Source organism: Arthrospiribacter ruber, from assembly GCF_019343195.1.
Classification (GTDB): domain Bacteria; phylum Bacteroidota; class Bacteroidia; order Cytophagales; family Cyclobacteriaceae; genus Arthrospiribacter; species Arthrospiribacter ruber.
The window spans coordinates 96,311-115,486 of the sequence record NZ_RPHB01000012.1; the positions used below are offsets into that span (position 1 = coordinate 96,311).

Here is a 19,176-nt window from a genome sequence, read left to right on the forward strand (position 1 = left end):
ACCTATGGGAGAATCATTATACATAATAATTGCAGGCGTAATAGGCCTGGGACTGGGTGCAGTCATTGCCGGCCTTTTTCTGAAAAACAACGGTAAAAAAATAGAAGAAGAAGCCAGAGAAAAAGCAAAAAGTATTATCAGAGAAGCAGAAATCACTGCTGAAGCTACCAAAAAAGACCGTATCCTTGAAGCTAAGGAAAAATACCTAAGGCTTAAGTCTGAGTTTGAAGATGAAGTGAACAAAAAGAAAAACATCATCATCACCAATGAAAACAAACTCAAACAAAGAGAACAGTCGCTTTCCAAAGAACTGGAGCAGATCAAACGAAAAGAAGCAGAACTGGATAGCAAAAAGGAAAACCTGAACGCTCAGCTTCATGCCGTACAGATCAAAAAGGACGAACTGGACAAAGTGACCAATCAGCGCATTTCGGATCTGGAAAAAATTGCCGCTCTTACAAGGGAAGAAGCCAGAGACCAATTGGTCGAAATGCTCAAAGACGAAGCTACCACCAAAGCCTCTTCACAGATCAAGGATATACTCGATCAGGCCAAACTTACCGCTACCAAGCAGGCCAAAAAAATCGTCTTGGATACTATCCAAAGAACTGCTACGGAGCATGCAATCGAAAATTGTGTGTCCGTATTCAATATTGAATCAGATGATATCAAAGGTAAAATCATTGGTAGAGAAGGCCGTAACATTCGCGCGCTGGAATCTGCTACCGGAGTAGAAATCATAGTAGACGATACTCCTGAAGCCATCATCATTTCTGGTTTTGACCCGGTAAGAAGAGAAGTAGCCAGGCTATCACTTCACCGACTCGTACAGGATGGCAGGATTCACCCTGCGAGAATTGAAGAGGTGGTGGCTAAAACCGAGAAAAATATTGAAGAAGAAATCGTTGAAATCGGGGAAAGAACCTGTATAGATCTTGGCATACACGGGCTGCATCCTGAGCTGATCAGAATGGTCGGAAGAATGCGGTTCAGGTCATCTTATGGACAAAACCTCCTACAACATTCAAGAGAAGTGGCCAAACTCTGCGCTACCATGGCTGCTGAAATGGGATTGAACGCCAAGCTGGCCAAAAGGGCAGGATTGCTACACGATATCGGTAAGGTATGGCCTGAAGAAGCAGAACTTCCCCACGCCATACTTGGAATGGAGCTTGCCAAAAAGTACAAAGAGCATCCTGAAGTTTGCAATGCCATAGGTGCCCACCACGACGAGATTGAGATGACTTCTATGATATCCCCTATCGTGCAGGCTTCTGATGCCATTTCGGGCTCAAGACCTGGAGCAAGGAGGGAAATCATGGACAGCTACATCAAGCGTCTGAAAGAGCTTGAAGAATTGGCTCTTGCATTTGATGGAGTGAACAAATGCTTTGCCATGCAGGCGGGCCGTGAGTTGAGGGTCTTGGTAGATGCTGAAAATGTAGATGATCAGACGGCAAGCAAACTCTCTTATGATATTTCCCAGAAAATTGAAAAAGAGATGCAATATCCTGGTCAGATCAAAATCACTGTGATCAGAGAGATGAGAGCGGTGAATTATGCGAAGTAATTTTAAATGATTGGCATATTCGCAATGGATTTCATATCAATTAAACAATAAAGAATACGTAAATCGATATTCATTGATATTGGATATTAATGGATATTCTGATCGAGTATATCATATCCGGTTTGATTTGATAAGTAAGAACCCATTATCATAAAAGGTTCTGCGGGTATAGCTACCAATAGTTGAATCTGTGAAGAAAACAAAGGTGTAGAGGAATCTTTACACCTTTGTTTTTATTGGTTATGGTAAAACGTTTCCAAATAACAAAACAGCTTGAGATTCAAAAAGACTACATTATAAATCCCTGAAATGCACTTCCTCCACCATCTGTCCTTTTCCATTGGAGAGTTTTTTTATACTTCAATTTTGAACCTGAAAGTCCGGTCCAAAATCCAGAAACTCAGCAAGCAGGATGTCAATATTCTGGAAAATCTTTTCCCCTATTACAAAAACCTGAGAGCGGAACATAAGAAAGACTTCATTTCCAGATTGGAATGGTTTATCGCCGAAAAAGAATTTGTGGCGAGAGGTGCTTTACAAAAGGTGACTCCGGAAATGAAACTACTCATAGGCGCAACTGCCATTATGGTTACCTTCGGTTTCAAGGGTGTTTTTCTCCGTCATTTCCGCAAAATTCTTATTTATCCTGATTCCTATTATTCGACCATCAACCAACAATACCACTATGGCGAAGTCAATCCCAAACTTGGGATGATAGTGCTGTCATGGGAAAAGTTTGTGGAAGGATTTATGCATTCCCAAAGCGGTGTCAATTTGGGCATACATGAAATGGCACATGCTATGAAGCTGGAAAACCAAATCCATTACAATCGGGAAAGCAACTTTTTTAATCCACATCGCTGGGAGACTTATGCCAAGGAAGCAAGTCTTCAGCAGAAAAAAATCCTTAATGGGGATTCGGATTTTTTCAGAGCATCCGCAGCGAAGAATATGCATGAGTTTTTTGCAGTGGCCTTGGAAGTGTTTTTTGAAAAGCCCAGAGAGTTTTCATCCTACAATCCCACACTGTATAAAAGCTTGGTCTACCTATTGAAACAGGACCCTTTGACTTTGAGCGGAAAGGGGAACGAGCGGGGTTAAACTTATTCAAAGTCCGATTGGTTTTATGTATATTAATGGAAAATTCTAAAATCATGGAAAAAATTATCATTGAGGTAGATCAGCTAACCGCTGCAAAGTGGGATTCGGTTAGTTCAATAAAGAAAAAAGAGATTTCAATTGTAAGCCCCAACCAATTTCTGCTTCAAAAATCATATTGATATTGACCAGCGGTATTGCCAGGCAAATTAATTTTTATCTATTTCGTCTTATACAGCATTCTTTACCAATGAACATCAAGACCGTATTTATCCTATTCGCCCTATCGCTTTGCCATCCACTTGTATTTGCCCAGACCATAAAGCCGCAATACCAAGAGCAAGTTTCTACATTGACCGAAAAACCTGAGATCAAAAAGGCATTTGACTATATCCAGGAAATCGATGAGCAGACCATACAAGATATGATCACTTTGACCGAAATCCCGGCTCCCTCTTACCATGAGGAGGAAAAGGGGAAGGCTTTTGCCGAAATGCTCAAAGAGGCTGGTGCGGATTCGGTATGGACAGATGAGGTCGGCAATGTCATTGGCCTGAGAAAGGGTACAAAAAGAGAAAAAACCATATTGGTGGAAGGGCATCTGGACACAGTTTTTCCTTTTGAAACAGACGTAACGGTTAAGCAAAAAGGCGATACCCTTTTTGCACCGGGAATCGGTGATGCCAGCAGGTCGGTGGCTATGGTCGTAGCCCTTCTGAAAACCATGACTGCCAATAACCTGAAAACAGAACAGGACATCTGGTTTGCCGGTACTGTCGGAGAAGAGGGTCTGGGCGACCTTTATGGTGTCAAACACCTTTTCAGAGAAGGAGCCCATCCTTTGGCAGCACATATCGCCATAGACGGTGGTGGACTGGAAGATATTGTCAATGGGGGTATAGGCTCTTTGCGCTACAAGGTGACTTTCAAAGGAAGTGGCGGTCATTCTTATGGAGCCTTTGGCATTGGCAATCCCCACAACGCCTTATCACAGGCTGTGGTGGCATTTATACCCAAGGCGGATAACTTTACCAAAGATGGCCCAAAAACAACCTACAGCATTTCTGTGTTGGGTGGAGGTACTTCTGTAAATTCCATCCCCTATGAATCATGGATGTTGGTGGATATGCGATCCGAAAGTCAGGAAAAGTTACAGGGCATCAATACGCTCTTTTTAGCATCTATGGAAGAAGGCTTAGAAAAGGAAAACCAAATCATCCGAAGAGGAAAACCACTTACTGTGGACATAGAAAAAGTCGGTGATAGGCCGAGCGGATTGGCCAGCCCCGAATCCCCATTGATCCAGCAGACCATGGCCATTGCCAACTATCTGACTGGAAAAGAACCCAGATTGAGTTCCAGTTCTACCAATTCCAATATCGCTTTTTCCAAAGGAATACCCGCAGTGACTATAGGTAGAGGAGGAGAAGGAGGCGGAGTGCATTCCCTGGATGAATGGTGGATGAACAAAGATGGGTATTTGGGCATTCAACAAGCCTTACTACTGACACTGATGCAGGCGGGGTATATGTAGTAAATCATACCCCATTCGTGTAAACACTAGGATTAGCTTAGAAAAGTTCTCTTCTGATGTATCTATCCAAAAATCTACGTCGGCAGAATGGCGCTGATATCCATGAAAATTTACCTGCTTACTTTCTTTTTTGGTTTAAAACTTAATTTCCATATCGGATGAATTAGGTTTTAAAATATAACAAACTGATTTGAGATTTCTGAAAAAATTCCAATCCACACCTTTATGGAAGCTAATAAGATTTTAATAAATATGAAAATCCTTACATTTTAAAAATCCGAATCAATGAGCTGATTTAGGTATTTAATGGAGCACAAAAGTACTTCAAAGAAAGAGGAAAATCCGGTAATCGGGAAAGTAAAATTGAAATGATCGGTCTCATCAAAAAAATGGATGGAAAAATATGGAATCTAATTCCATATTTTTCCATAAATAATAATAAGACTAATACCCAAAAAATGCAAAGGAGTTCAGACTTCAAAAAATTTCATTTGCTTTAAAGATCAAGGACAATCAACAGGTTTTCATTTACTTTTTTTGCTTCACTAGCAGGTATAATACCTATTTTTTTAATTAATCTTTTATTGTCAATTGCCCGCAATTGATCAATCATAATATCACATGATTTATCGAGATTAGCCATACCTTTCTGAAGATGAACACGCAGTATTTTACTGTTCGACTGTACATTAGAAGTAATCGGGCAAACCAAAGTGGAAGGATGTACTTTATTGAGAAGGTCTGTTTGGACCACCAAAACAGGCCTGGTTTTACCCGCTTCTGTTCCGAATCTTGGATCAAGATTTGCCAGCCAAACTTCGAACCTTTTAGCCTTCCCCATCTTCAATCTGCTCAAATTCAGACAAAACATCCATTGATTCCATACTTACGAGCTTTGATTCAGCAGCAAGGGCCTTTTCTAAATATTTTCGCTTTTGTATTTTATTATAATAAGCCAATGCCTCATTGACATAACGGTTTCTGGACTTTTCTAATTTGGATAAAAGTTCCTCGGTTTCTTGGAATATATCATCATCCAATTTAAGTGATAAGTTTTTCATATTTATTTCAGTAGATACTAAAAGTATATACTTTTTTTCTAATTGTATAATTTTGGATTGGATAAATTTATTTTGCTTTAAAATTTTCCAGACCTTATGGCTTCTGCTTTCTGATATCCGAATTTTCCAATAAAACATAAGGCTTATCAGGAAATACGGATTTCACCAAAATCACCTAACTTCATCCTTCCTCCACAAAAACACGGGCAAAGCCAAAAACACCCCCACCACACTGAAAACAAGCCCACCAATGGTTCCAATAGCCAGGGAAAACCAGAAAATCTCGTTTTGCCCTTCCATGATAAAAGGAATCAAACCAAAGCAGGTCGACAAAATGGTCAATAAAATAGGCACTGCTTTACCTCCTACAGCTTTCACCACCCTGCGGTTATACACCCCGATTTTCCTGTTGTTCAGGTCATTGACAATAAAGATGGCCGCATTGACTGCCAGACCTCCCAACATCACAAATGCGGCATACCCCCCTTGATCAAAGTAAAAATCAAAAAGGGAAAAGATCAAAAACAGGCCTATAAAGGAAATAGGGATAATGACAATGATATAAAAGGGCTGCTTAAGGTTTTCGAAGAGTATAGAAGTAATAAAAAATATCCCTACTACCAATACCAAAATCAGGCTGTACTGCCTTTTGGCTTTGTCAAAATTATAGGCCCAAGTATTCTTCTCTGCGGTATATCCAATCGGCATCTGGGTTTTCATTTCTTTCAATACCTCATCCAGGTATTCATTCCCAAACTTGGCCGAGCCCATATATTCAAAAGCCACCAAACGGATGTATTGCCTGTCCTCTTTGTGCAGGGCCGTCGTAGTAGTTTCCTTTTGGAGGCTGCCAAAACTACTGACTTTAAATACCCGGTCTTCACCGGCAATCATACTCTGCTCCTCCAGGTCATAGCGGGAAAATCCAGCTGAAGCCTTTTCCCTGACAACTACACCATAGTTTTGATCATCCAGAGTAAGGTAGGCAGATGGATTTTGAGGCTTGGAAATATCTCCCAGTGCAGACACCAATTCATACTGATTGGTCCTTTGAAGAGCCATGGCAGACTGGTCCAAGCGGAGCACAAATTCCTCTGACTTCAACTCATTCCAGCCCAAGCGCTCGTTGGTATTGACTTCCTGAATCCGCTTATGCTGAAGAAGTTTTTCCGCAAGGGCTTCAGCCTGTCTCTCCAGTTCATCAAAATTGTAGCCTTTCATCGTCACCCTAAAAGACGGGATGCCCTCTCCACCAGCACCCGTGTAAAAGCCCTGCCCTACTCCATAAATGGTCCACCTCGCTCCGGACCAGTCGGTGGACTTTACTGAAAGCCTTCCTTTCAGCTGATATGGTAAGGCACTTTTCTCATATTCCTCTTGGAAGGTGATCACGATCTGTGCATACTGACCGGAAGTCACGTAGGTGACAAACTGGTCTATCCCCTCCACTCCTTTCAAATACTTTTCAAATTCCCTGATAATAAAATCCATCTGATCCAAGGTATTCCCAAATGGAAGTCTTGCGGTGACGAATAGCCTGGTTTTTTCTGCTTCTCTGTAGCTGGATTTCTCAAAAACACCCCTTACAAACATCCTCAGCGATCCTCCTAGGGCCTTGTCTACATAAGGCCGCATCTCTTCCTGATAAAAAGTGCTACCTATGGACTTGTTGTACCATTCCTGCCCCTCCCACTTGGACGGTAGGTAAAATATCGGAATGCCAAAAAGCAATATCAAAGCCGTCACAAAGGCTTTTCTGTACCTGGCTACAAAGCCTATACTTCCTGAATAAAATCTAAAAGCTTTAACCCTTTTCCTTAATTGCCTGAAGGTAAGCTGCCTGCCCTTTTTGGCCTTTTCTCCAAAAAGCAAAGCATACATGGCCGGAGTGAAAAACAGGGCGACCAAAAGCGAGACCCCCAACATGACCGAGACTACTATGGAAAATTCAGAAAGATTTTTTCTATCCTCTTCCGGAAGGAAAAACACAATCATCAATGCCGCAATGGTAGTCAGGGAAGCTGCCAACAAAGCCACAAAAACATTTCTGTTGCGGTGCTTGTGCAAATGATCGATCATGATGATGGCATTGTCCACGATCAGACCAAAGGAAATCGTCAAACCTGCCAGTGAATACAAATGGATGTCAACTTTCAGCAGGTATAGGATAATGGCAGTAATACTGAGGTTGACTATGATACCCAAAAACAGCGTAGAAAGGTAACGGAGGTTACGGTTGATCAGAAAAATAAAAACCACAAGAATCAGGATAGAGAGTCCTGAGCGCTTGTATATCTTGTTCATTTCCTTCTCCAAAAACTCGGTGTCGTCATTCTCCAACCTGACCTCCACTCCTGCCGGCAGTAATTTTTGAGCTACCGCAACTGCCGCTTTGATATTTTTGGCCAAAAGGATTTTATTTACGCCATCCCTGTTGATAATGGACAGGGTGACGGAATTGTTGCCATTGATCCGGTAATAGGATTGGGCTTCTGCTTCTTCCAAGGTAATCTGGGCAAGATCCCTTAGCATCACCTCTTTGCCAGACTGGGTGGTAATGATCAGGTTTTCGAGCTGGGAAATGCTGTGTAAAGAACGGTCAACTTGTATAAAAAGCGTCTCTTCCCTGTTGTTGACCACAGCACCTGGATAAGTCCTTCCAAATGCACTTCGGATTACAGACTCCACAGAACCTTTGTTCAGACCGAGACTTTGTAGCCTTTGGATGTCATAGGTAATGTAGAGTTGGAGGTTATTTGCTCCTCTAACGGCTATTTCTTCGATCTCTTCAAATCGGTTGAGGGAGGACTTTAGGATATCTTCCGTGATTTTTTTGATTTCAAAAGTCGCAAAAGGTCCATTGACCGAATAAGTGAGGATAGGGGTTTTCATTTCCGACCTTCTTTCTTCGGATTGGGTTACCAAAGGGTAACTGACTTTGGAATCCATTGAAGGGTAAACCTGACGGATAATGGAAGAAACTTCAAATTTCTTGAATTCCATATCCGTGTTTTTATCAAATCTAAGCGTGATGTTTCCCCTGTCGTAATTGGATACCGAATTGATCCTTTTCAACTCTGCCAATTGGGATAAGGCTCCTTCCAATGGGGAGGTAGCCAGCTTTTCAACCAGTTCAGGAGAAGACTGGGGCACGTTGAAGCTGACTGTCAAAACCGGTTCCCTTTCTCTGGGGTTCAGGTCCACAGATAGCCTGGGTATCAGGGCAAAGCCAATGATACTCAGCACTACAAACGCTATGATTACCCTAAATGGAGTCATGGAAAAAGGAGGAAGAGAGAAGGATGAAGTATGAAAACACATCTTCTACCGTCTCTCGAATTCTTTAATTTCATCTCTAAATTCTCGTTTCTAACTTTTACTTTCTATACCTCCGCCGTGAGTATCTCTCTCATGGCTTTTACATTTTGTATTGACATTTAATTAATATCCTCAATCATAAATTTACCTTACACCTCAACTATCGGTTTGCTAAGATCTAAGATATACATTACTCCTTCCTCCCTCATCCACTCCTGGATGACCAGTCGGATAGGCTTCATCCCTCATCCTTCATCCCCCATCCTTCATCCCTCATCCTTCATCCTTCATTTCTCATCCTTCCTTTAGCCGCCAAAGCCCAATATGCCAATGGCACAAAGTACATGGCTGTAAAGGTTCCTATGGTCAGGCCTCCGATTACGGAAAACACCAAAGGCCGCTGCAGATCTGCTCCCAAACCGGAACTGAAAACCACAGGCAACAAAGCCAATATGGTGGTGACCGATGTCATCAGGATTGGTTTCAACCTGATCTCACCTGCCTCGTACATGGCCTTTTCCAAGGCTTCTCCCGGAGAATTATTTGCTGCATACTTTACACTAAGCCTGTTGATCGTGTCAATTTTAAGAATAGCATCATTGACCATAATCCCCAACATCACCACCAAGCCTATGGCCGACATCACATTCAAAGAAGTCCCTGTCAGCAACAAGACCGTAAATGCTCCTGCAATCCCTAGGGGCAAGGTAAAGATTACCACCAAAGGCTGTACAAAACTCTCAAACTGGGCTGCCAGAATAAAGTACAGCAACAAAACCGCTACCAACAGGATCCCCAACAGTTCACTGATGGTCTCCCTGTCCTTGAAGTACTGACCGACAAACGATATCCCCAGATTTCTTTCATTTCCCCAATTCAGGATTTCCTGATTGTGGGCAGTAGGCTCATTTTCCTCCAAATACACAGATTGGAAAACCCCTCCCTTGTCCGCAGTGACAAATTTGTAATGATTTTCGTATTCAAAACGGATAAAATTGTTCAAAGCATATTCTTGTCCCTCTGTACCTTTGATATAGGAGTTGCGGAGCAAGTCCTCAAAATCTCTTTTTTCCGCTTTGAGCTTGATGGGCGTGATTTCACCAAATCTCTTGATATCGGTAATGCCATATACTCCAAAAATCCGCTTTACTTTTTCCTGAAGGTCATTTGGATTCACTCCATATGTAGCCATTTCAGTAGCATTGAGTCTAAAAACTACAGAAGCTTCCTTCTGCAAACCTGGCCCTCTGGCAAATTGTCGGACAGGAAATTCACCCAACCAGGTATCCATGATCGACTCATCAATTGGTTTCTTGCTGCCAAGGTCCTTCCACCTGACTTCATAGTATGGCATGTTAGATGCAAAAAGCTGGTCAAAAGCATTCGGGGCATCTTCAATTTGCACTACAGCATTCGGGAAGTTTTCCTGAATCAAATTGTCCAAACGGGGCATTTGCTGCTCTTTTTGATCTTGGTTTTCAAAAAGAAAATAAAGCGTAGCCTCCTGCAAGGAGCTTTCTCCATCAAACAACAGAAACTGCCTGACCCCAATATCACTTTCAGCCTTTACAAAATCACCCCGTAAGGCTTCCAATAAAGAAAGTACCCTGTCCCTATTTTGGGCAACCCCAATGGGCTCATTCCAATTGACGGTCAATACTGCGTCTGTTTTTTCGATAGGAGGCAAACCCCTGGTTTCCAAAAACAAGGACAAAGCCAATCCTGCCGGGATCAATATCACAAATAGGGCAAAGCTGAGTTTCCTATTCGCAAAAATCTTAATATAAAGACGCTTATAGCCTGCCAATATCCGGACAAACAATTTTGAATCCTCTTGTATCTCCTGACCTTCGGGCTGCTTTCGGAAGAAAAATCTGTACAGCATAGGCAGAAAAATAAAAGCCACCAAAAGGGAAACTCCCAAGATGGAAGCCACGGCTACCGCTTGGTCAAAGAACAAAGCTCCCGAAATTCCGGATAGAAAAACCAAAGGCACAAATACCGCCAAAGTAGTCAATACGGAACTGATCAGTGCCGACATCACCTCATTGACGCCCTCCACACAGGCTTCAAACAAGGGCAGCCCTTCTTTTCTTTTTCTGGTAATGTTATCCAAAACAATGATGGAATTGTCTATCAACATCCCCAAACCTAAAGCCAGGCCGGAAAGTGAAATCACATTGATGGAAATATCGAAAAAATAGAAAACCAAAAAACTGATAATCAGGGAAGAGGGCAAAGAGAGCCCAATGATGATGGGTGTTTTGTAATTGCCCATAAAGACAAACAATACCCCGAAAGCAAATAAACCTCCGAACAGCAAACTGGTCTGCAGGTTGCTGATGCCTGCATTGAGCAATACCGACTGGTCTTGGGTCACATCGAATGCCACTTGCGGATAATCAGTCCTGAAGATTTCAATTGCCTCATAGATCTTGGGCAACAGTTCATTCATTTTGGCAGCAGCCTGCTTGTGTACGGTAATAACCAGCCCTTCATTCTCACCGAAAAGGTGGTAACCTAAGGGTTCGCTCGTCTCATACTGTACCGTCGCCACAGTACTCAAATCTACCGTAACACCTTCTGAAGAAGTCACGGGAAGCTTCATAATGTCCTCGGGACTGTCCACCCGGGTAGCCAATCTTAAATAATACCTGAACTGTCCATCTTCGACGGAAATGCCCGGTAATTCTTCATTGCCGTATTTGATGGCATTGATGACATTCTCCTCAGTCATGCCAAGCCCCCTTAGAATTGCAATTTTGGGGCTGACAGTGATCATCCGTTCTTTTTTCCCATTGATATCTACCAAAGAGACCCCTTCAAGCTGTTCCAAACGCTTTTTGAGGACATTTTCGGTAAGCAGACTGACTTCTGTAAAATCAAATCCATCCTTGGGCACTACCTGTACCCTCACTACTGGAATGTCATTGGTGTTGATCCGAATCACCTGAGGCCGGGTGAGGTCGGAAGGGAGGGAATTGGTCAAGCGGTCAATTTTCTCATTGACCTCAATGTAGGCCAGTTCCATTCTGGTACCATAATCAAACGTCAGCCTAATTGTCCCCACTTCTGAACCAGCCTTACTGTCCATATCTTCAAGTCCACCCAAGGTCATCAGCCCTTCTCTGATGGGAGAAAGCACATTCTGCTCAATGGCCTCGGGTGATGCATTGGGGTAATTGACCTTGACCAGAATCTGGGGGACATCTATAGGAGGCAAAAGGGAAATAGGCAAAGTCCTGAATACAATGACTGAAAAGACCATTAAGGCCAAAAATGTCATCAATACCGCTATGGGCCTCGCCAATAAAAATCTAACCATAATCTTAGTCTTTTACCGGCTGAACAGGTGCCTGATGGGCAAGCTGAAGGTTATTTGTAACAATAACGGTTTCCCCCGCTTCCAAACCTTCCAGAATCTCCACCTCACGGCCATTGTCCTTTCCCGGTTCAACATAATTCCATTTGGATTCATTGCCATTGACCACGGTGAAGACTACCGGTCTGCCAGACCTGGACACCACTGCTTGCTTGGGTACCACTATACTGTTACTTTGAGGTGCTTTGATGATGGCCCTGGCATTCATTCCGGGCAGGAGGCCTTTACTTTCAGTCACTTGAATCCCAACCAATACCAGTCCGTTTTCATCCACTTTGGGATTGATGCTTCTGACTTTCCCGGAAAGCTGGGTTCCTCCAGAGCCTACCTGAATGATCTCGGCTCCCTGCCCGATCGATACCATGTGGATGTCCGATTCCAGCACCTTGACCTTCAATTCCAATTGAGAGGGATTGATGATCTCCATCAGTTCATCCCCTGCATTGACCAAGCTTCCGGTTTTGACCTGAAGGTCGGCCACCCTGCCGGAAGTAGGTGCTTTGATGATGCTTTTTTCCAAATCCAGTTCTGCTTCTTTCAATTCCAGCTGGGCTGTAAAGAGTCCGCTTTTGGCCATCAATTGATCCCTTACTGGTATAATTCTGGCAGAATCCCCGGAAGTAAATATCCCGTCAAAGCTGAGAATCTCTGATTGGTAGGTGGCTTTGGCATTTTTTAGGTTGATCTTGGCCTTTTCCAGTTTGAAAAGACTTTCTGTCTGATCGAGCTTGGCCAGGATTTTACCTTTTTCCACATAGTCCCCTTCCTTGACATTCAACTCAGTCAGGTAGCCGGACCTCTCAAAAATCACTTTGAGCTGATCCAATGCTTCAATTTTCCCAGAGGCATTGATCAGGTAATCAAAAGTCTTTTTTTCGGATAGAGCCACCCGCACAGGCGTGGCCTCCACCTCGCTTCTAAAACTGTCCATAGACTGTTCATTTGATTCAGCCTTTTCTTCAGAGCAGGAGAAAATGAACAAAATAAAAAAGCAACTAAGTGCTGAAAAATAGAAACGCATAGGCATAAGTTTTACAGACCATTAAATAAACTAAGTTATTAGAAAATTCAAAAGATTTATGTAAAAAGTATTTGAATTACCGGCTTCCGATTTAAATTTGCTCGGTTTTTGCGCTGATTGCTAAAACTTTACACCCCTTTCCACACTGAATGAAGAAAATCTTCTTGCTGTCTTTTATGATAGCGCTGACCACTTGGTCGACCTTTGCACAGAATAACCCTGACTCTGTCAAAATTTTCCGCTTGGAACAGGAAATAGAAGTCCTGAAAAATTACAACGAAAGTCTTCAGCAAAACCTGGAGATCACCAACAAAGCCATCACTGACCTTGTCATTGACAAGAATATTTCAGACGAAACACGATGGACTTCCATCAAGTCCAGTATCATCCATTCCACACAGATCCACAAAAAACTGAGTGATGACATCATCAATCTCAAGTCAAGGATGACTGACCAGGAATACCAGGGTTTTATCAAATCCTTGGGAAGCATTGAAGGTGGTCCTTTGGGTTTTTCTTTGGAAGAAGTCATTATGGAGTCTGCTAAGAAAATCGGCATCTTTGAGAGCAAAACCAAAATGGATCGCTTCCTGGATGTCACCAACAATATCCTTTCCAGTCCGCTTACCTCAGGCATTCCCTTTGTCTCTCAGGCATTTTTCGCCTCCAACTCTCTGGTCAATATAGCCTACAGCTCCATGCTGACCGAGAAAAAACCGGATTTTGAAAAACTGGGGAAATTTGAAAATGAGCTCAATAAGTACCTGGTCTATTTCTCTGCCTTGGACAAAGCCAATACCCTGAACCAATCCTCAAATTATGACCGGGTGGTATTATTGGAAAACCTACAGCTGGAACTGCTTGCCAAGCTCAATAAGGATATGGCAAAATTGGGGCAGAAAATGCCAGAGAGGATCGGGTCTGAAACCTTGGACGCCTATTTCAACAGGGTGTTGGGTGAGTTTTCCAAAGAAAATGTAGAGCGCCACCTCAATCAGGTGGAAAGAAAATACAGGTCCTCCAGAGGTCAGGTAAATTATGCTGCTTTGATCCAAAATGAAACTGACCTGAAAAACTACAGCAATCAGATCAATGGCACCGTGGAGTTGGCCAAGAAATTTATCCTCTATTACGACAACTTCTTCGAACTGGCCGACAACTACCAAATCAAAGTTTCAGAAGCTTTGGATCTGGCACATCAGAATGGTATCATCCAGGGCAAAAAGTCAAACGGCACTGTGGAGAGTCCTCAACAGGTTTATGACCGGATTTCCAGAACTTTGAGGGATAAGAAAGTTGTCAGGGACAATGGAATCAAAGACAGTATCAACATTGCAGATCTGAAGCAGAAGATTGAGAAGGTGGATGAATTCAGGTTTATGTAAAAGGAATTAGGCCACTACCTGAAAACCTGCCAGGTTTCTTACTGATATGATCTAATTTAAAGCTGATTACGCTTAAAAACCTGGCAGGTTTAATGAATCCTGCTCGACTATTAAAAACAATTTTTCGTAAATTCAACTATGGAAAAAGAGGAGTCTAAATCAGGTGTAAAAGAATATTGGCTGGTGGATCCGGAAGGAAAAACTGTTTTGATCTACACCTTGACACAAGGGAAATATTCCGCCTCGCGCTGGATGACCGAAGGTGACTTAGCCAAGTCTTCCGTGATTTCCGGTTTTGAACTGGATTTGGACGAGTTTTTTAAAGACGCCTAAAATTAGATATTGTCATTCGCATCTTAACCGATTGTGCAATTTTTTAGAGTTAAGAATTGCTTTAAGCCAATATCTTTTAATATCAAATATCAATAAGTATCTAAAAATTAGAATATCATAAAGTATCTTGATAAACCCTAATACCCATACTTCCCCTTCCACCTGGAGTTCAGGTATTTTCTCAGTTCATTTTCACGGGCATTGCTGCCAGGCTCGTAAAGTTTAAGGTTTTTGAGTTCATCGGGCAGGTATTCCTGATTGACAAAATTCCCCTCATAATCATGCGAGTACTTATAATCCTTGCCATAATTCAGGTCTTTCATCAGCTTGGTGGGCGCGTTGCGCAAGTGAAGCGGAACGGGAAGATCCCCTTTCTCCCTCACCAATGCCTGTGCCTTGTTGATTGCCATGTAGGAAGCATTGCTCTTTGGACAGCTGGCTAGGTAAGTGACACATTGAGAGAGGATGATTCTGGCCTCAGGATAACCGATGATTTTCACCGCTTCAAAGCAATTGGTCGCCAAAAGCAAGGCATTGGGATTGGCATTCCCGATATCTTCAGAAGCCAAAATCACCAGTCTCCTTGCAATAAACTTTACATCCTCCCCTCCTTCAATCATCCTGGCCAGCCAATACACCGCCGCATTGGGGTCAGAGCCTCGGATGGATTTGATAAAGGCAGAAATAATATCATAATGCTGCTCACCGGACTTGTCGTACAAGACCACCTTTTGCTGGGCGATCTTGGTAACTTTATCATTGGTAATCACGCAAGGATCTTCTTCCAGCCCATTAATCACAATTTCAAACAGGTTCAACAGTTTCCGCCCATCCCCTCCTGATAGCCGCAATAGCGCCTCTGTTTCCTTCAGCTCTACCTCCTTCTTTTTAATCAACACATCCTTTTCCATGGCTTGATGCAGCATGGCTTCCAGTTCAGTCCGTCCCAGCGGATTGAGGGTGAAAACCTGACAGCGGGAAAGTAAGGCTGCATTGACTTCAAAAGATGGGTTCTCCGTAGTAGCCCCGATCAGGCGGATAACTCCCTTTTCTACTGCGCCCAAAAGCGCATCCTGTTGGGACTTATTGAAGCGGTGGATTTCATCAATAAAAAGTACCACGCCCATCTGGAATTTTGCCTTTTCGATCACTTCACGGATATCTTTCACCCCCGAACTGATGGCACTCAGGGTATAAAAAGGCGCCTTGATTTCATTGGCGATGATATTGGCAATGGTAGTCTTTCCCACCCCAGGAGGGCCCCAGAGTATCAGAGAAGGCACATTGCCGCTTTTGATGGCCCGGTGCAAAAATGAAGTAGGTGCCGAAAGGTGCTCCTGCCCTATCAGTTCTTCCAATTTAGTCGGACGCATTCTTTCTGCTAGTGGGGTATTGTTCATTGATGATGCTTATTGGCTTGAAATGGATACTCTGCTAGAGTACAAAATTAGAAAGATATTGATGGATATTAGTGGATATTAATTTGATATTGGATATTCGGAAAATTAGCAATAACAAAAAACAATTAATCAAATAAAGAGATTTCCGTCAATGGGATCGAACTAGTATGAACAGTCAAAACACTAATTCTATCTTCGTCAAAAATGCAATAAATTATTCTGTAATTCTTAAAAATTATTTCTCTTACCGCTCTATTATTCAACTCTGGTACAACCCTTCCAATTTCAGGGAAAGAGCTTATCAAATCTTCTTTTGATAAAATTGAAGCTATTAGACTTTCAGCATAATTCGATGAAATCTTAAAATAGAATTCAGCAATTTGAGCGATATCCTCAACAGCTTGTGGTGACCAAATTACTTTAGCCACTCTTTAATCATTTTTTTTGCTTCCTCTGAAGAATACCCCTCTCCTTTTTCGGATTGCTCTAATCCAATTTCAATTTTTTGAAGCAAGAGTACCCGTTCCATCAATTCATCTACTGAAAACTTATCAGGCATACTTTTTAAGGTCTCAAGTAGTTTTTCTTTCGTAATCATATCCTTTTTTTCATAAATATATAAAAGAAACCGCTTTTATTGAAGTGATAGTTCAAATGGCCAAAGCAATTATCTCTTTCCTTCATCCTCCTTATAGTACAAGATTTTGTACAATATAAAAGAATCCCTAAATTTGTTAAAAGCTTAATTCCATGGAAATTACAACTTACTCTAATTTTAGGCAGCATTTGAAATCATTTCTGGACAAAGTTTTCACCAACCGTGAACCGCTATTTGTCACCAGGTCTAATGGAGAGGATGTTGTGGTCATCTCCAAATCAGATTATGATAGCATGCTGGAAACTTTTCACTTACTGAAAAGCCCCAAAAATGCTGAACGACTTTTAAAAGGGATTGAAGAGTATGAAAAAGGTCTGGGCGAGGAGAAAAGTCTTTTGGAAGATTAAGGTTCATGCCTATGAAAATTATTTTTTTAAGCTCAGCATGGGAAGATTACCTCTATTGGCAACAGACTGACAAGAAGACCCTCAAAAAAATCAATGAATTGATCAAAGTGTCAATGCGCAGCCCTTATGATGGTATAGGCAAACCCGAACCACTCAAACACGAACTTTCCGGTTGGTGGTCAAGGAGAATCAACCTCGAACACAGACTGGTCTACAGAACAGACAATGATTCCATTTATATACTCCAGTGCAGATATCATTACTGAGTAGATATGCAGAAGGTGTTTATTTTATCAAAGTAAAATATCTTACGTTCAAAAAGTAAATCTTTTTACGCTGTAAAAATAAGTTTTGAAAACTTCATGGCAAGGTCCAAAGAGAATGAATTATAAGATACCTAGGATTGCTTTCTCCAACTCCTTCTGAAAAAGATCTAAAGCTGACGTGTGCGGAACCAATGGGGCTCCGATAAATTTGGAAAGTAATTTACCATCCTTGACGATGAAATGACTTGGAGAAATTACAACATTAAATTTTTCTTTTACTTCTTTTCTTGTGAGACTGATTTGGTGGAAACCATAGTCACCATTTTTGTCCAAATATTTTCGGATTTTACTTTGTGAACTCAGAGCAAACCCTAGAAAAATAACATCTCCTCTGTGTTTGTACTTTTGCGCAACTTCCTTTAGATAGGGTTCTTCTTGCTTACAACCAGTACATCCTACAAACCAAATATTTATTACCACAACTTCCCCTTTTATTGAGGAAAAATCAAATTCTACACCATCCAAAGTCTCGTAAAGAAAATCCGGAAACTCTCCTCCTACCTGGGGCCCCTGATCCTCCAATCCAGTATTTTGTCCATACACAATGTTAAGACCAAGGAAAAGCACAGTTAACGCAATTAAAATTATTCTGACCATACTTTGAATTCAAATGTCCATAAATATCCACCTAATATCACCCCATTATTCCGTTGAAAGCATATCCCGAATCGCTAAAGCTCTCAGAACCTCCGCTAAAGCTTCGGTTTCAACAGTGTTTCAAACTGAAAAAAACAGCTAACATTTAAGACCTTCGGGGATTTTAAAGCCCCAAAGGTCACCCAATATCTCAACCATATTTCGCCGAAGGCATATTTCCACCTTATTTCACGAAGTATATTTCGCGAAGCATATATCCAATTAATATCCACCTAATATCACGAAGTAAGTAGGGCTTCTTGGAAAATTCCTCCGGAATTAGAAAGTAGGGTTGAAACTAAATCCTACTTTCTTTTTTTATGTATAAGACCCTTGATCCAGGAGTCAATTTAGGGTTGAAAAAGTACAATTAACGGTCAGGTATTGTATGAAAATGACCTGGATTTTCCGTATGGGCACACCTATCCCATAAAGTTGCTTTTTGGATGCTTTTCTAGGCTGCTTTTTGCTTAGTTGGACTTTCTTTGGCTTTCCTTCTTTTAGCGATCAGAACAGCGTTGGCCGTCATAATACCAAAAAAAATCATCAGCTTCTCCCTCTTTTCCCCTTTGACCTTGATTTTACCCAGACCGTAAAAGTTTTTGTTTGTTCCAAAAACACCTTCCATAACAGTGGCCCTCTGTTTGGATATTTCCGAGCTCAGGTTTTTTTCAGCTTTGCTTAGTTTTTTAGGACCTTTTTTAGGGAAGCAGGTAAAAATCTTTTTTCCAGTGCAGAATACACGGTTTTTGTTGGTAGCATAGATCCTGTCAGCTCCAAGCTGTTTTGCAGGGCCGAAAAACCTTTTATGTTTGGCTACCGACAGCTTAAGTCTGGTACACTCGTTGAAGGCATTGAAATCCAGTTTGTCAATAAAAGTAAGGCCATCAACCTGAAGAATGTGGGCTTTGGCGCCGAACTCCACAGGCTTTTTTTCTTTCCCTCTTACTATTGGCCGTAGATATGGTTTATGGAGTGATACAATTCTATCCTTCAGTTTTGAAGGAGGATTATCCAGTAAAAACTCCTGTTGCTGACATACTTTCTTTATCACACCGAATCTTGCAAAATCTTTCAGGTCAAGTCCTGCCCCTTTGTTTTTATCCA

The 19,176-nt window shown here is 41.8% G+C and carries 17 protein-coding genes; 7 read left to right on the top strand and 10 right to left on the bottom strand.

Translation table 11 applies throughout. The annotated features are described in order from the left end of the window. The first annotated feature begins 4 nt into the window (after positions 1–4). From rny to EGN73_RS20825, 3 genes are all read left to right on the top strand, one after another. Entirely contained in the window at positions 5–1,570 is a 1,566-nt protein-coding gene (gene rny, locus EGN73_RS20815) for a ribonuclease Y (RefSeq protein WP_219293919.1), read from the top strand. Between the two features lie 309 nt (positions 1,571–1,879). Continuing rightward, positions 1,880–2,671 carry a zinc-dependent peptidase gene (locus EGN73_RS20820; protein WP_219293921.1) on the top strand — a complete coding sequence of 264 codons (792 nt, stop codon included), beginning with the start codon at positions 1,880–1,882 and terminating at the stop codon, positions 2,669–2,671. 247 nt (positions 2,672–2,918) lie between these two features. Further along, positions 2,919–4,202: a M20/M25/M40 family metallo-hydrolase gene (locus tag EGN73_RS20825; protein WP_219293923.1), complete on the top strand. Its 1,284-nt coding sequence runs from the start codon at positions 2,919–2,921 to the stop codon at positions 4,200–4,202. A gap of 496 nt (positions 4,203–4,698) precedes the next feature. Here the strand turns inward: EGN73_RS20825 and EGN73_RS20830 are convergent, their stop codons facing one another. From EGN73_RS20830 to EGN73_RS20850, 5 genes are all read right to left on the bottom strand, one after another. Continuing rightward, positions 4,699–5,043, bottom strand: a complete 345-nt coding sequence (locus EGN73_RS20830) for a type II toxin-antitoxin system PemK/MazF family toxin (protein WP_219293925.1) — start codon at positions 5,041–5,043, stop codon at positions 4,699–4,701. After that, positions 5,030–5,401 (bottom strand): hypothetical protein, encoded by a 372-nt coding sequence (locus EGN73_RS22625; RefSeq protein WP_246611689.1) that lies wholly within the window; start codon positions 5,399–5,401, stop codon positions 5,030–5,032. Before EGN73_RS22625 ends, EGN73_RS20830 begins: the two co-directional genes overlap by 14 nt. 33 nt (positions 5,402–5,434) lie before the next feature. Then, positions 5,435–8,542, bottom strand: a complete 3,108-nt coding sequence (locus EGN73_RS20840; RefSeq protein WP_219293951.1) for an efflux RND transporter permease subunit — start codon at positions 8,540–8,542, stop codon at positions 5,435–5,437. A 319-nt stretch (positions 8,543–8,861) separates the two neighbouring features. After that, positions 8,862–11,906: an efflux RND transporter permease subunit gene (locus EGN73_RS20845; RefSeq protein WP_219293927.1), complete on the bottom strand. Its 3,045-nt coding sequence runs from the start codon at positions 11,904–11,906 to the stop codon at positions 8,862–8,864. Between the two features lie 4 nt (positions 11,907–11,910). Beyond that, a complete protein-coding gene (locus EGN73_RS20850; protein WP_425515048.1) occupies positions 11,911–12,990 on the bottom strand; it encodes an efflux RND transporter periplasmic adaptor subunit in 1,080 nt (359 codons plus the stop codon). A gap of 143 nt (positions 12,991–13,133) precedes the next feature. Between EGN73_RS20850 and EGN73_RS20855 the strand changes: the two genes are divergently transcribed. Both EGN73_RS20855 and EGN73_RS20860 read left to right on the top strand, forming a co-directional pair. Then, positions 13,134–14,369: a hypothetical protein gene (locus tag EGN73_RS20855; RefSeq protein WP_219293931.1), complete on the top strand. Its 1,236-nt coding sequence runs from the start codon at positions 13,134–13,136 to the stop codon at positions 14,367–14,369. A 138-nt stretch (positions 14,370–14,507) separates the two neighbouring features. After that, positions 14,508–14,702, top strand: coding sequence for a Uma2 family endonuclease (locus EGN73_RS20860; RefSeq protein ID WP_219293933.1), 195 nt, complete (start codon positions 14,508–14,510; stop codon positions 14,700–14,702). A 137-nt stretch (positions 14,703–14,839) separates the two neighbouring features. Here EGN73_RS20860 and EGN73_RS20865 read toward each other — a convergent pair whose 3' ends face one another. The 3 genes from EGN73_RS20865 to EGN73_RS20875 all read right to left on the bottom strand — a co-directional run bounded on the left by EGN73_RS20865 (position 14,840) and on the right by EGN73_RS20875 (position 16,700). Further along, the gene (locus EGN73_RS20865; RefSeq protein ID WP_219293935.1) at positions 14,840–16,102 is read right to left on the bottom strand and encodes a replication-associated recombination protein A; all 1,263 of its coding nucleotides are present in this window, start codon (positions 16,100–16,102) and stop codon (positions 14,840–14,842) included. A 125-nt stretch (positions 16,103–16,227) separates the two neighbouring features. Further along, positions 16,228–16,530: a type II toxin-antitoxin system RelE/ParE family toxin gene (locus EGN73_RS20870; RefSeq protein ID WP_219293937.1), complete on the bottom strand. Its 303-nt coding sequence runs from the start codon at positions 16,528–16,530 to the stop codon at positions 16,228–16,230. Next, on the bottom strand, positions 16,518–16,700 hold the full coding sequence (locus tag EGN73_RS20875; protein WP_219293939.1) for a hypothetical protein: 183 nt from the start codon (positions 16,698–16,700) through the stop codon (positions 16,518–16,520). The genes EGN73_RS20870 and EGN73_RS20875 overlap by 13 nt, the downstream gene beginning before the upstream one ends. A 152-nt stretch (positions 16,701–16,852) precedes the next feature. On the opposite strand from EGN73_RS20875, the gene EGN73_RS20880 reads away from it, so the two are divergent. Both EGN73_RS20880 and EGN73_RS20885 read left to right on the top strand, forming a co-directional pair. Then, complete coding sequence (locus tag EGN73_RS20880) at positions 16,853–17,107, top strand: type II toxin-antitoxin system Phd/YefM family antitoxin (RefSeq protein WP_219293941.1); 255 nt, start codon at positions 16,853–16,855, stop codon at positions 17,105–17,107. An 11-nt stretch (positions 17,108–17,118) separates the two neighbouring features. Next, on the top strand, positions 17,119–17,373 hold the full coding sequence (locus EGN73_RS20885; protein ID WP_219293943.1) for a Txe/YoeB family addiction module toxin: 255 nt from the start codon (positions 17,119–17,121) through the stop codon (positions 17,371–17,373). Between the two features lie 120 nt (positions 17,374–17,493). On the opposite strand, the gene EGN73_RS20890 is transcribed toward EGN73_RS20885, so the two are convergent. Together EGN73_RS20890 and EGN73_RS20895 are read right to left on the bottom strand one after the other, a co-directional pair. Continuing rightward, positions 17,494–18,030, bottom strand: a complete 537-nt coding sequence (locus tag EGN73_RS20890; RefSeq protein WP_219293946.1) for a TlpA family protein disulfide reductase — start codon at positions 18,028–18,030, stop codon at positions 17,494–17,496. 493 nt (positions 18,031–18,523) lie between these two features. Continuing rightward, positions 18,524–19,176: transposase family protein (locus tag EGN73_RS20895; protein WP_484793081.1), on the bottom strand; the 653-nt coding region annotated here is incomplete at its 5' end.